The organism is Pseudonocardia alaniniphila, from assembly GCF_022524485.1.
GTDB classification, from domain to species: Bacteria; Actinomycetota; Actinomycetes; order Mycobacteriales; family Pseudonocardiaceae; genus Pseudonocardia; species Pseudonocardia alaniniphila.
The window spans coordinates 51,248-64,051 of sequence record NZ_JAKXMK010000020.1 but is presented as its reverse complement, the minus strand read 5'-3'; the positions used below and the strand labels follow the sequence as shown (position 1 = coordinate 64,051).

Annotated in this window: 11 protein-coding genes; 7 read left to right on the top strand and 4 right to left on the bottom strand. The window is 71.9% G+C overall.

All coding sequences use genetic code 11. From position 1 onward, the window contains the following. Positions 1-31 precede the first annotated feature (31 nt). Positions 32-1,225, bottom strand: coding sequence for a zinc-dependent alcohol dehydrogenase (locus MMF94_RS22910; RefSeq protein WP_241039203.1), 1,194 nt, complete (start codon positions 1,223-1,225; stop codon positions 32-34). Positions 1,226-1,346: 121 nt separating this feature from the next. On the opposite strand from MMF94_RS22910, the gene MMF94_RS22905 reads away from it, so the two are divergent. Further along, positions 1,347-2,147 (top strand): SDR family NAD(P)-dependent oxidoreductase, encoded by an 801-nt coding sequence (locus MMF94_RS22905; protein ID WP_241039202.1) that lies wholly within the window; start codon positions 1,347-1,349, stop codon positions 2,145-2,147. A 54-nt stretch (positions 2,148-2,201) separates the two neighbouring features. Here the strand turns inward: MMF94_RS22905 and MMF94_RS22900 are convergent, their stop codons facing one another. Beyond that, on the bottom strand, positions 2,202-3,662 hold the full coding sequence (locus tag MMF94_RS22900) for a dihydroorotase (protein ID WP_241039201.1): 1,461 nt from the start codon (positions 3,660-3,662) through the stop codon (positions 2,202-2,204). Between the two features lie 43 nt (positions 3,663-3,705). Further along, positions 3,706-5,058: an FAD-dependent oxidoreductase gene (locus MMF94_RS22895; RefSeq protein ID WP_241039200.1), complete on the bottom strand. Its 1,353-nt coding sequence runs from the start codon at positions 5,056-5,058 to the stop codon at positions 3,706-3,708. 167 nt (positions 5,059-5,225) lie between these two features. On the opposite strand from MMF94_RS22895, the gene MMF94_RS22890 reads away from it, so the two are divergent. From MMF94_RS22890 to MMF94_RS22865, 6 genes are all read left to right on the top strand, one after another. Next, positions 5,226-6,092 carry an IclR family transcriptional regulator gene (locus MMF94_RS22890; RefSeq protein ID WP_277398798.1) on the top strand — a complete coding sequence of 289 codons (867 nt, stop codon included), beginning with the start codon at positions 5,226-5,228 and terminating at the stop codon, positions 6,090-6,092. After that, positions 6,092-7,300, top strand: coding sequence for a CaiB/BaiF CoA transferase family protein (locus tag MMF94_RS22885; RefSeq protein ID WP_241039372.1), 1,209 nt, complete (start codon positions 6,092-6,094; stop codon positions 7,298-7,300). Before MMF94_RS22890 ends, MMF94_RS22885 begins: the two co-directional genes overlap by 1 nt. Next, positions 7,297-8,178, top strand: coding sequence for an HpcH/HpaI aldolase/citrate lyase family protein (locus tag MMF94_RS22880; RefSeq protein ID WP_241039198.1), 882 nt, complete (start codon positions 7,297-7,299; stop codon positions 8,176-8,178). The genes MMF94_RS22885 and MMF94_RS22880 overlap by 4 nt, the downstream gene beginning before the upstream one ends. Next, entirely contained in the window at positions 8,175-9,023 is an 849-nt protein-coding gene (locus tag MMF94_RS22875) for a cyclase family protein (RefSeq protein WP_241039197.1), read from the top strand. The genes MMF94_RS22880 and MMF94_RS22875 overlap by 4 nt, the downstream gene beginning before the upstream one ends. Then, on the top strand, positions 9,020-10,432 hold the full coding sequence (locus MMF94_RS22870) for an MmgE/PrpD family protein (protein ID WP_241039196.1): 1,413 nt from the start codon (positions 9,020-9,022) through the stop codon (positions 10,430-10,432). Before MMF94_RS22875 ends, MMF94_RS22870 begins: the two co-directional genes overlap by 4 nt. 183 nt (positions 10,433-10,615) lie before the next feature. After that, positions 10,616-11,893: an MFS transporter gene (locus MMF94_RS22865; RefSeq protein WP_241039195.1), complete on the top strand. Its 1,278-nt coding sequence runs from the start codon at positions 10,616-10,618 to the stop codon at positions 11,891-11,893. A gap of 16 nt (positions 11,894-11,909) precedes the next feature. On the opposite strand, the gene MMF94_RS22860 is transcribed toward MMF94_RS22865, so the two are convergent. After that, positions 11,910-12,704 carry a hypothetical protein gene (locus tag MMF94_RS22860; RefSeq protein WP_241039194.1) on the bottom strand — a complete coding sequence of 265 codons (795 nt, stop codon included), beginning with the start codon at positions 12,702-12,704 and terminating at the stop codon, positions 11,910-11,912. Between the last annotated feature and the right edge of the window lie 100 nt (positions 12,705-12,804).

Here is a 12,804-nt window from a genome sequence, read left to right as displayed (position 1 = left end):
CGCGCCTCGCCCGCTCTGAGTGCACCGCCTTCTACGCGCGCCCGGGTTGCAGCAGCGTCTTGACCATCCCGTCCTTCTTCGCCTGGAAGGCCTCGTACGCCTCCGGGGCGGCCTCCAGGGGCAGCCGGTGAGTGGCGAAGTCCTCGGTGCCGAGCGGGTCGGCGTCGGTGAGCAGCGGGAGGATCTCGGGCACCCAGCGGTGGACGTTGGCCTGGCCCATCCGCAGCCGGATCTGCTTGTCGAACATCGTCACCATCGGCATCGGGTCGGCCGTACCGCTGTAGACGCCGCTGATCGAGATCGTGCCGCCGCGGCGCACCAGCTCGATCGCCGAGTGGAGCGCGTTCAGCCGATCGGCACCGGCCGTCTCCATCAGCCGTGCCGCCAGTGCGTCCGGCAGCAGGCCCGTGAGCTGCTGGGCTAGCTTCCCGACCGGCGAGCCGTGCGCCTCCATCCCGACGGCGTCCACCACGGCGTCCGGGCCGCGGCCCCCCGTCATCTCGCGGACGTAGTCGCCGAGGTGACGGCCGTGGCCGGTCACGTCCAGCGCCGTGACGCCGCGGGCGCGCACGCGCTCCAGCCGCTCCGGCACGAGGTCCATGCCGATGACCTTCTCGACCCCGCGGTGCAGGGCGATCCGCGTGGCCATGTCACCGATCGGCCCGAGCCCGAGCACCACGAGGGACCCGCCCGGCGGGACGGCGGCGTACTCCACCGCCTGCCATGCCGCAGGCAGCACGTCGGAGAGGTAGACGAACCGGTCGTCGGGCGGCCCCTCGGGAACCGTGATGGGGAGCGTGTTGCCGAACGGGACGCGCAGGTACTCGGCCTGGCCACCCGGCACCTGGCCGTAGAGCTTCGTGTAGCCGAACAGCGCCGCGCCCTTGCCGTGTTCGCGCACCTGGGTGGTCTCGCACTGCGAGTGCAGCCCGCTGCCGCACATGAAGCACGTGCCGCACGAAACGGTGAACGGGATCACTACCCGGTCACCCGGACGCACCTCGGTGACCTGCTCCCCCACCTCCGCGACCACACCCATCGGCTCGTGCCCGAGGATGTCTCCCTCGTCGAGGAACGGCCCCATCACCTCATAGAGGTGCAGGTCGGAGCCGCAGATGCCCGTCGACGTGATCCGCACGATGATGTCCGTGGGGTCCTGGATCGCCGGGTCGGGCACGGTGTCGACCCGCACGTCACGCCTGCCGTGCCAGGTGACCGCTCGCATGGAGCCCTCCTCGTCGCCTCGGCCGGTCGCCGCTCGGCCGGTGATCGCTCGACGCAGACATTCCCCCACCGGAGCGGGGGAAACCGGGCGTAATGCCCCGGCCACGGGGTAGCCGATCCGCATGACCTCTACTGAGAGCAAACCCTTGGCGGTCGTCACAGGCGCGTCGAGCGGGATCGGCCGGGAGCTGGCGAAGCAGCTCGCCAAGAACGGCTTCGATCTCCTCGTCAACGCGGAGGACGACCGCCTGGACGCCGCCGCGGCCGAGCTGCGTGGGTACGGCGCCTGGGTTCGCGCTGTACGGGCGGACCTGCGCACCGCCGAGGGTGTGGAGAAGGTCTACGCGGCCGTCACGGCGATCGGACGCCCGGTCGATGTCGCGGCGCTCAATGCGGGGGTCGGTCAGGGCGGTGCGTTCCTCGACAACGACCTGGCCGACGAGCTCGACATCATCGACCTGAACATCACCTCGACGGTGCGCCTGGCCAAGCGGCTCCTGCACGACATGGTCGTCCGTGACGAGGGCAAGGTGTTGATCACCTCCTCCGTCGTGGCCACGGTGCCGGGCTCGTTCCAGGCCGTCTACAACGCGTCGAAGTCCTTCCTGCAGTCGTTCGGCCAAGCAGTGCAGAACGAGCTCAAGGACACCCGCATCTCCATCACCGTGCTGACGCCCGGCCCAACGGAGACCGATTTCTTCCGCCGCGCCGGCATGCGGGACACGAAGGTGGGCGCGTCGTCGAAGGACGACCCGGCCCGGGTCGCGGAGCAGGGCTTCCGAGCGCTGGTGAAGGGTGACCCGAAGGTCGTGGCCAGGTCGCTGGGCACGAGGGCGCAGGGAGTCGCGGCTGCGCTGCTACCCGATCGGCTGAAGGCAGCCACGCACCGGCAGATGGCGAAGCCCGGCCCGTCCTCCCGCTGAGGACACGCACCGGGCCCGACGCCGCGCCGGGCCCCCGCGCGAGTCGCCCCTCGCTCAGGCCTTCCGAGATCTGTTCAGGTAACGACCGCCCGGAGTGCCGATGATCTTTCCGTCCTGGAACACGAGCTCGCCGCGCAGGAACGTCGAGGTGACCGTGGCGCCGATCTCCATACCGCGGAACGGGGTGTACTGCTGCGTCGACTCCGAGTCGGCCGGATCCACGACGAAGGACGTGTCGGGGTCGACGAGTGCGATGTCGGCGTCGAAGCCGGGGGCGATGTCACCCTTGGCAGGCAGCCCGAACCGGCGTGCCGGGGTGGCGGCCGTCAGCTCCGCGATCCGCGACAGGGACAGGCCCCGCTTGCGGCCCTCCCCCACCAGCCCGGGCAGCAGGTACTCGGTGCCGCCGAAGCCGGACTTGGCCGCGAACACGTCCGCGGGGTCCTCGCCGAACTTGGTCTCCTCCTTGCAGCAGGCGTGGTCGGACACCACCCAGCTGACGTTCCCGGCGAGCAGGTGCTCCCACAGCGCCTCCACGTCGGCGCGCGGGCGCAGCGGCGGGTTCACCTTGCCGCCGATCCCGTCCGCGGTGGTGACGTCGGCGAGCAGGTGCCCGATCGTCACCTCCCTGCGGAAGTCCACGTGCGGGAACGTGCGGGCCATCAGCATCGCCGCCTCCATCGCCTTCGCCGACGACAGGTGCAGCAGGTTGATCGTGGGCAGCCCGGTCTCGTGGGCGAGGTAGGACGCGATGGTGACGGCGAGGCCCTCGGAGTGCGGCGGGCGCGAGGCGCTGTAGGCCTCCAACCCGGACAGGTCACCGGCCTGCTCGACCATCCGCGTGTAGGCGGTCATGATCTCGGCGGTCTCGCAGTGCAACGACAGGGAGATCCGGTCGGCGAGCTCCGGGTGCGCCTCGCGCGCCGCCTGCACGCCGCGCATCACGAACTCGAAGTGCGCGAGGTCGTAGCGCTCCCCCTCGGGGATCATCAGGAACGCGTTCTGGTCCGACGAGCGGCCGTGCAGCCCATGGCTGCCGTAGAACATGAAGATCTTGAACGACGTCACGCCGTGCTCGGCCACCAGCGCGGGGATCTCGTCGATGTGGGACGCCTGCATCGGCGCGAGGTGGAAGCCGTAGTCCACATAGGAGCGTCCCTGCGCCGCGGCGAGCACCTCGGGAAACACCTCCGCGTAGCTCCCGCCCCGGTTCAGGTAGTACTGGCCGGTGCGCATGTAGGTGAGCGACGTGGTGACGCCGCCCTGCGCGCAGGCCCTGCTCTCGGAAGCCGTGTCGTCGGCGAGCGGGTTGTAGATGCCCCAGTGCTGGTGGGCGTCGACGACGCCGGGGAACGCGAGGCGGCCACGGCCGTCGTGCACGGTGGTGCCGGGCTCCGGCTCGATGCGCGGAGCCACCTGCGTGATGCGCCCGTCGGCCACCGCGATGTCGGCGGTGTCGACGTCCTCGACGCCGGGACGGACCACTCTGACGTCACGGATGATGAGGTCGGTCATCGGTCACCTCTCGAGGGCGGTGTGCGGATCGGGTTGTCGCTGGTCATGCAGCGGCCAGGTGGTCGGCCGCAAGATAGGCGAGGCCGAGTGCGGGCAGCAGCCCGTTGCCGGCCAGGTAGCCGGCGGCTCCGTGGCCGGACATGCCGACCGCCGCGCCGCCGGACGCGTACAGGCCACCCAGCGGCGCGCCCGCGGTGTCGAGCACCTGGCCGTGCTCGTCGACCAGCAGGCCGCCCTGGGTGTGGAAGAGCGCGGGGACGACCTCGATCGCCTGGTACGGCGGGGCGAGCGGGGCAGCCACGTGGGTGCGGCCGTGCGGGTCGCTCGCATCTCCCCTGGCCACCGCTGCCATCGCGGCGACCTCGGCGGCCAGGATCGGGGCGGACATCCCCGTGCGCTCCGCGAGCTCGCCGAGGGTGTCGGCGGTACGCACGGCGCCGCTGTCGACGACGTCGCGGAAGTCGGTGAAGCTGAGGCACAGGTCGTTGATGCGCTCGTCGAGCACGATCCAGCCGTACCCGCCGGGCTGCGCGGCCAGCAGCGCCGCGAACTCGGAGTAGCCGAGGGTCTCGTCGCCGAAGCGGCGGCCCTCCCCGTCGACCACCAGCCCACCCTGCATGACCGTCGTCCAGGTGACGAGGGTGCGCGCGGCGGCGGACACCGCGGCGTGGCCCTGGTAGGCATCCAGGCAGCCGGTGGCCGCGCCGAGCGACGCACCGATCCGCAGCGCGTCACCGCGTGAGTGTTCGCTGCCGTGGTAGTCGACGCCGGCGATCTCGGGAAGGTGGGTGCGGACGAGCTCGGGGTCGGCGCCGAAGCCGTTGGTGGCGAGCAGCACGGCCCGCGCGCTGATCTCCTCACTCCGCCCGTCGGGGTACCGGACGACGGCGCTCCGGCTTCCTGTCCGGGCGGTGCCCACGCCGACGAGCCGGGCCGGGGCCAGCAGGTCGATGCGGTCGTGTGCCCGCACGGCGTCGGTCAGGCACTGCAGCAGCACCGACCCGTGCCGTCCGGGCAGGGTGTGCATCCGCCGCGCGCTGTGCCCGGGATAGTCCACGTCACCGGCCAGCTCGATCGGCATCCCGACGTGGTCGGCGAGCCACTCCACGAGCTCTGCGCTGACCGTGGCGAGGGCGGTCGCGACCCGGGGATCGGCCTGCCCGCCGGTCTTGGCGGCGATGTCGTCGAGAAACCCCTCCGGGGAGTCGTCGATGCCGGCAGCACGCTGAAAGCGCGAGCCGGCCCCCGGGATCATCGCCGTGGACATCGACGTGTTGTTGCCGCGCAGGTGGTGCTCGTCGGCCTCGACCACGAGCACGTCCATACCGAGCTGCGCCGTCCGGAGCGCGCCGGCGAGTCCACCGCCCGCTCCGGCGACCACGAGATCGACGTCCATTCGCCCCCTTCGTTCCGCTCACCGGAACGACTTTCAGTCGTTCGATGTCTCTCATCTCTACCTCTCGGGCCATAGAAGGGCAAGGCCTGCGACAGCGCTCCTTGACAGCCGAGAGCGACACCTTCAGGCTTGTTCCGTCAGGCGGTACGTTCGGACAGGCGGGGACAATGGTGACTACCGGGGCGACTACCGGGGCGACGACCGGGGAGCCGAGCGGCGGCACGGAGAGCACTGGGCGGGTCGCAGACGTTCTGTTGATGTTCACCGAGGGCCCGTCGGCGCTCGGCGTCTCGCGGATCGCCCGCGAGCTCGGCCTGAGCAAGGCCGTGGTGCACCGGATCCTGCAGTCGCTGGCAGGCCGGGAGCTCGTGGTGCTCGATCCGGCCACGCGGGAGTACCGGCTCGGACCGGCCGTCGCGGCGCTCGGTGCCAGGGCGCTGCGCGACTCCGACCTGCGCTCCGCAGCGCTCGTCCTGTTGCGGCAGCTCCGCGACGAGTTCGGCGAGACCGCCACCCTCAGCACGCCGGTGCCGCACGGGCGCGTCTACCTCGATCAGGTGACCGGCACCCACGAGATCACGATGTCGGTGGAGCTCGGGCGCCGGTTCCCGCTGCACGCCGGCAGCAGCGGCAAGTGCATGCTCGCCTTCGCCGAGCCCGCGGTGATCGCCGGTGTCCTCGACGCTCCGCTGGAGAAGCTCACCCCGGCCACGATCGTCGACCCGGACGTGCTCGCCGCCGACCTCGCCCTGGTCAGGGAGCGCGGCTTCGCCACCTCCGCAGGCGAGCGGCAGGGCGACGCGGCGTCGGTCGCGGCCCCGATCTTCGGGCTGTCGGACGAGGTGGTCGGCGCGATCTCGGTCTGCGGCCCGCGCTACCGGATGGGCGAGGAGCTCGTCGGGCTGATCGCCCCGCGCGTCGTCGCGGTGGCCGAGCACATCTCGCGGCGCCTCGGCGCCACTCCCGGTGCCCACATGCGATCCGGCACCGGCACGAATGCGACCGCGGGCGCGGTCGCCACGGAAAGGACGTGATCACGACGCCGGACACAGTCACCGGCGACGCTCTCGCAGGCCTGCGGGTCCTCGACGTCGCCACACTCTTCGCCGGGCCGCTGGCCGCCACCATGCTCGGCGACCACGGCGCCGAAGTGATCAAGATCGAGCACCCGCGTGGCGGCGACCCGTCGCGCACCCACGGCGTGCAGCGCGACGGCGTCGGGCTCTGGTGGAAGATGCTCGGCCGCAACAAGAAGTCGGTCACCCTCAACCTCTCCACCCCGCAGGGCCAGGAGCTGTTCCGATCGCTCGCCGCCGACGCCGACGTCGTGATCGAGAACTTCCGGCCCGGCACGCTGGAGCGCTGGGGCATCGGCTGGGACGTGCTCAGCGACCTCAACCCGCGCCTGGTGCTCGCGCGGGTCACGGGTTTCGGCCAGTTCGGGCCGTACTCGAACCGGCCCGGCTTCGGCACCCTGGCCGAGGCGATGAGCGGCTTCGCCGCGATCACCGGTCAGCCGGACGGGCCGCCGACACTCCCGCCGTTCGGTCTCGCCGACGGTGTCGCCGCGCTGACCACCGCGTTCGGCATCATGACCGCGCTGCGCGCCCGCGACTCCACCGGCCGCGGCCAGGTGCTCGACATGGCGATCATCGAGCCGCTGCTCACGCTGCTCGGCCCGCAGATCATCGGGTACGACCAGCTCGGCGTGCTGCAGCAGCGCACCGGCAACCGCTCGGGGAACAACGCGCCACGCAACACCTACCGCTGCGCCGACGGCCAGTGGGTCGCGGTCTCCACCAGCGCGCAGTCGATCGCCGAGCGGGTGCTGCACCTGGTCGGGCGTCCCGACCTGGCCGCGCAGCCGTGGTTCGCCTCCGGCCGCCAGCGCGCCGAGCACGCCGACGAGCTCGACGACGCGGTGGGCGAGTGGATCGGCCGCCGCAACCGCGACGAGGTGATCGAGGAGTTCGAGAAGGCCCAGGCCGCCGTCGCCCCGATCTACACCGCGGCCGACGTGCTGGAGGACCCGCAGTTCCGGGCGCTCGGCAGCATCGTCCGGATCGAGGACGACGAGCTGGGCCCGATCCGGTTCCAGAACGTGCCGTTCCGCCTGTCGGAGACCCCCGGCCGGGTCCGGACGCCGGGCCCGCCGCTGGGCCGGCACACCGCGGAGGTGCTCGCCCGCTACGGCGTCGACGAGGCACGGCTGGATCAGTTGCGCGCGGCGGGTGCGGTGTGACCGCCCCGGCCACCGCACTCGGCCGGGCCCGCAGCTGGCTCTACGTCCCCGCCCACCGCACCGACCTCGTGGGCAAGGCCCTGGCCGGCGCCGCCGACGCGGTGGTGCTCGACCTCGAGGACGCGGTACCGCCGCAGGCCAAGGACGCCGCGCGTGCCGCGGCCGTCGCGACCCTGGAGGCGCCCCGGACCGGGCCGGTGTGGGTGCGGATGAACACCCTCGACAGCCCGTGGGCACGTGCCGACATCGATGCGCTGGCGAGCGCCCGCCCCGACGGGGTGCGCGTGCCCAAGGCGACCGACGCCGTCGCGGTCGCGGAGCTCGCCGAGCGGCTCGCCGTGCCGGTGCACCTGCTGCTGGAGTCTGCTCTGGGTGTCGAGAGCGCGTTCCTGCTGGCCCGCTCCCATCCGCTGGTCGCCGGAGTGTCACTCGGCGAGGCCGACCTGGCTGCCGACCTGCATGTCCGCACCCCCTCGGCGCTGCGGTGGGCCCGCCAGCGCGTGGTCGTGGCCAACCGGGCGGCCGGACTCCCGAGTCCCGTGGCCGCGGTCTGGACCGACCTCGCCGACCTCGACGGCCTCGCCACCGACAGCATCGCCGCGCGCGACGACGGCTTCTTCGGCCGCTCGGTGATCCACCCGACCCAGCTCGAACCCGTGCACCGGGCCTTCACCCCGGCGCCGGCCGAGATCGACTCGGCACGCGCGCTGCTCGACTCGCTGCAGGCCGCCACGGAGAACGGGCAGAGCGCATTCGTGGACGACCGCGGCCGGTTCGTCGACCCCGCGGTGGTCGCGGGCGCGCGCTGGCTGCTCGACCTCGCCCCCGCACTCGACGATCCGGCCGCCCCGACGGCGGCCGGGAGGGAACGCCCATGACGACCGCCCGAACCACAGGCGCCACCGACCCCACCACGGCCGCCCTGCTCGCCGCGATCGCCCGCGGCGTGCGGACCGTCGAGCTCAGCCATCCGCTCGTCACCGGAATGTCGACGTCGCCGAACCATCCCGGGTTCCGGATGACGTTGATCCGCCGCCACGGCGACACCGTGCGTCCCGACGGCGGGTCCGCCTCCAACGAGCTCATCATCACCGGAGGTCACGTCGGCACCCACGTCGACGCGCTCTCGCACGTCAGCCAGGACGGGTGCCTGCACGGCGGCGTGGACGCCGAGGCGGGGCAGCGCGGCGGCAGGCACGCCGAGCACGGCGCCGAGCGCATCCCGGCGATGATCACGCGTGGTGTGCTGCTCGACGTCGCGGCCACGCGTGGTGCCGAGGTGCTCGAGGGCGGCCACGGCATCACGGCCGAGGACCTCGCCGCGGCCGCGGAGCGGGCCGGCGCCGAACCCGGCCGGGGTGACGTCGCTCTGGTACGCACCGGCTGGTCCCGGCACTTCGCCGACCCCGTGGCCTACATCGGTCACGACAGCGGCGTCCCGGGAGTCACCGAGGACGGTGCGCGCTGGCTGGTCGAGCGCGGCGTGATCGCGACCGGCGCCGACACCACGGCCTACGAGCGCATCCCGCCGGGAACGGGCCACCGTGTCCTACCCGTGCACCGGATCCTGCTGGTGGAGAACGGCATCCACATCATCGAGCACCTGGACATGGAGGAGGCCTCCCGGCAGGGGCTCACCGAGTTCCTGTTCGTGCTGGCCCCGCTGCGGATCGTCGGGGGCACCGGATCGCCGGTGCGTCCGGTTGCGGTGGTCGGCGCATGACTACCCCGACCCCCGCACAGCAGGTGGGGATTCTCGCCGAGCGGGTTGTCCGTGACGGCCTGCCCGCCTCCCTGCGTGACGATCTCGCCGCCCGCACGGTCGACGTGCTCGGCAACTGCCTCGCCGCACGGGGCGAGGAGCCCGCCCGGATCGTCGACGCCGTCGTGCGTGAGTGGGGCGGCACGGGTGTCGCGACCGCCGTCGGGTCGCGCGACCGGCTGCCCGCTCCGTCGGCCGCTCTCGTCAACGGCACGCTCGCGCACAGCCTGGACTTCGACGACACCCACCTGCCCTCGGTGCTGCACCCGTCCTCCGCGGTGCTGCCCGCCGCGCTGGCCGTGGCCGAGCAGGTGGGGGCGTCCGGCACGGCGATGCTCGACGCCGCGGCCGTCGGCATCGAAGTGACCTGCCGGCTCGGGATGGCGGGCTACGACGAGGAACTGGGCAACTCGGTGTTCTTCGAGCACGGCCAGCACGCCACCGCGATCTGTGGGGCGATCGGGGCCGCCGTGGCAGCCGGGATGCTGCGCCGGCTCGACGCCGACACGATCACCTCGGTGATCGGCATCGCGGCGAGCATGGGCGCGGGCATCATCGAGGCCAACCGCACCGGCGGCACGATCAAGCGCGTGCACTGCGGGTGGGCGGCCCACGCCGGTGTGGCCGCTGCCGACCTCGCACGCCACGGGCTCACCGGACCACCGACCGTGCTGGAGGGCCGTTTCGGGTTCCTGCAGGCGTTCTGCGGCGACCGGGCGCACGTCGAGCGGGTCACCGACGGACTCGGCGAGCAGTGGGAGACCCCCGGCATCTTCTTCAAGCCCTATCCGTGCAACCACTTCACCCATGCCGGGATCGACGCGGCGCTGGCGCTGCGGGCGTCGGGGGTGACGCCGGAGTCCGTGCGGGGCCTGACGCTCGGCGTCCCCGCTCCCGTGCTGCGGACGATCGCCGAGCCGCCGGAGGAGAAGGCGCGGCCCCGCTCGGGCTACCACGCCGCCTTCAGCGGTCCGTACACCGTCGCGGCGGCCCTGCTGGGCGGCGGCGGCCTCGGGCTCTTCCACGAGGACTTCACCGACGCAGCCGCTGCCGACCCCGCCCGGCTGGCGCTCGCGGCGCTGGTGCGGTGCGAGGCCGACGCGGAGTCCACCGCGATCTTCCCGCGCCAGTTCCCCGCGGTGCTCACCGCCGAGCTGGCCGACGGCCGCACCGTCACCGAGCGGGTGCGGGCCAACCGAGGAGGCCCGCAGCGACCGCTGTCGGACGCCGAGCTGTCGGTGAAGTTCACCGGCAACGCCGAGCGGTCGGTGAGCCCTGAGACTGCCCGGCAGCTCGCACAGGCCGTGTGGGACCTCCGGGACGGACGCGACGTCGCAGGTGTCACGGAGCTTCTTCGCCAGGCGTCCTGATTTCGTTCCTCTTAGCGGAACGGTTGTAACGACCTGGTAGACACGTGCAATTGCGGGCTCAGTGCATTGACCCGGAATAGCACCGGATGCCAGGCTCGACCGAACAAACGAATAGCGTTCCGACCAGCGGAACGAATTCGATGTGAGTCCGCTCCAGCCGCAGCACAGCGAGGTACGCCGCCAATGAGGACCCGTTTTCGCTGGGCGACGATCGTTCTGGTCGTCGCGCTGATCATCATCAACTACATCGACCGCAGCGCGATCTCCTTCGCCGTCGCTCCGCTGGAGCGGGAGTTCGGAATCACCACGGCCCAGTACGGCGTCATCAGCAGCGCCTTCTCCGTCGGCTACATGGTGTTCGCCTTCCTGTCCGGCCCGCTGGTCGACCGTTTCGGCCCACGCCGCGTGCTCATGGTGGCGATCACCATCTTCTCGATCTCCGTGGCACTCATCCCGGTTGCGGGAGGGTTCGCCGGACTGTTGCTCCTGCGGATCCTCCTGGGCGCAGGCGAGGCACCCGCCTTTCCCGCCGCGACCCGGATCGTCAGTCGCTGGCTGCCGTCGGTGGAGCGCGGGTTCGCCCTGGCACTCATCGGTGGGGTCGCGGTCTCCGGAAGCCTGCTGATCGCCGGGCCCCTGCTCACCCAGCTGATCGCACTGATCGACTGGCGGGGCACGTTCTGGCTGATGGCCGTGCTCGGGATCGCCTGGGCGATCGCCGCGATCGGCCTGCTCACCAACACCCCCGAGGAGTCCCGCCGCGTCAACGGGCGCGAGTTGGCCCACATCGCGGCAGGGCGGGTGGCGGAGGAGTCGGCGAGCCGTGGCCGCGTCGACTGGAGGGCGCTGCTCACCAACCGCAACCTGTGGATCGTCGCCGCCGGCTACTTCGCCTGGGGCTTCATGTTCTGGGGCTTCCTCTACTGGCTGCCGCAGTACCTCTCGTCCTACGGGCTCAGCATCAAGGAGGTCGGCGCCTTCTCGGTGGCCCCGTGGGCCGCCGGCGTGGTCGGCGCGCTGGTCGGCGGGTTCGTCGTCGACCGGTTCTACGCCCGCACGCAGAGCATCCGCAGCCGCTTCACGATCATGGGCGTCGCGCTGCTGCTGTCCGCCTGCTCGCTCATCCCCGTCTTCCTCCACCCCACCCTCACCGTCGCGCTGGTGTTCATCTCGCTCGGCGTCGGGTTCGGGTTCATCACCGGCGGGATCTGGTGGGTCGCCTCGATCGACGCCGAGCCTGCCCAGCCGGCCAGCGCGGCCGGGTTCACCGACGCCTCGTTCGCCCTGTCCGGGATCGTGGCACCGATCATCATGGGGTTGATCGTCTCCGGCACCGGGACGTTCACCAGCGGCTTCGTTCTCATGAGCGTGCTGGCTGCCGTCGGCGCGCTGCTCATGCTGTTCGGCCCCCGGGAACGCCGCGCCGCGCCGTCCGACATCGTGCGGGCCACCTCGGCGTGACCCGGCGGCCGGCCGGTCAGAAGGGCGCGATCGACCAGTCGCCGGACGACGTCACGATCGCGACGGCCGGGGCGCGCAACGGCACCGTGCCCTCGTAGGAGCCGATCTCGTTCACGGCGAGCTCGGCCGTGTCCCCGCCCACGATCCACACGGCGAAGTTCGACTCTCCGCGGTTCTTGATCAGCGCCCGGGTCGTGGTGCCGTTGATGGCCACCACGTCATCGCCCGTCCCGGTGATCCTGGCCCCGTCGGTGATCCGCACAGCCGACAGGCCGGGCGTCACCGTCACCTTCCACGATCCGTTCGCGGTGACCGTCAGCACGGACGTCCGCGCGGTGTCGGAGACGTCGATGAGGTGGCGCCCCGAATAACCGCCGATCTCGTTGACCAGAAGCGCTTCTCTGCCGTCCGTCTTCAGCACCGTGCTGCCGGTGCACTGGAGGCATTCGAAATCGAGCACGGCCACGCCGACCGGCTTCTCGAGGTTCAGCACCTCGTCGCCCTGTCCGTGATAGGAGATCGGCGCGGCCGGCGGGCCCGGGGCCAGATCGACCGTGTCGGCAGGCGCAGCTTTCACCGATGCCGGGACGTGTTCGCCGATGACCGTGGCCGGCGCGCCGGGGCCCGCACTCGTGTTGATCACGATGACGAGCAGTACGGCGACGGCAGCGACGCTCCACGGCCACTTCTTGCGCTTCACCTTCGGCGGAACCCGCATCGGCCGGACCGGATAGGGCGGCGCCCAGTGCACGGGCTGCGTCGCCTCGGACGGCTGCGGGGTATGGCTGGGCGGCGCGGGGCGGTGAGACATCCGAGCTCCAACTCTCGATGGTCCCCCGACCCATGGAGCTATCGGCGGCAGCGGTCGGCGCCGTTACAACTGTGCGTGTCCGGCGTGTCACGCACGGTCA

Bases quoted from the DNA above. Each gene is read 5' to 3' on its own strand.
- MMF94_RS22910 (WP_241039203.1), bottom strand. From the start codon at position 1,225: ATGCGAGCGGTCACCTGGCACGGCAGGCGTGACGTGCGGGTCGACACC.
- MMF94_RS22905 (WP_241039202.1), top strand. From the start codon at position 1,347: ATGACCTCTACTGAGAGCAAACCCTTGGCGGTCGTCACAGGCGCGTCG.
- MMF94_RS22900 (WP_241039201.1), bottom strand. From the start codon at position 3,662: ATGACCGACCTCATCATCCGTGACGTCAGAGTGGTCCGTCCCGGCGTC.
- MMF94_RS22895 (WP_241039200.1), bottom strand. From the start codon at position 5,058: ATGGACGTCGATCTCGTGGTCGCCGGAGCGGGCGGTGGACTCGCCGGC.
- MMF94_RS22890 (WP_277398798.1), top strand. From the start codon at position 5,226: ATGGTGACTACCGGGGCGACTACCGGGGCGACGACCGGGGAGCCGAGC.
- MMF94_RS22875 (WP_241039197.1), top strand. From the start codon at position 8,175: ATGACGACCGCCCGAACCACAGGCGCCACCGACCCCACCACGGCCGCC.
- MMF94_RS22870 (WP_241039196.1), top strand. From the start codon at position 9,020: ATGACTACCCCGACCCCCGCACAGCAGGTGGGGATTCTCGCCGAGCGG.
- MMF94_RS22865 (WP_241039195.1), top strand. From the start codon at position 10,616: ATGAGGACCCGTTTTCGCTGGGCGACGATCGTTCTGGTCGTCGCGCTG.
- MMF94_RS22860 (WP_241039194.1), bottom strand. From the start codon at position 12,704: ATGTCTCACCGCCCCGCGCCGCCCAGCCATACCCCGCAGCCGTCCGAG.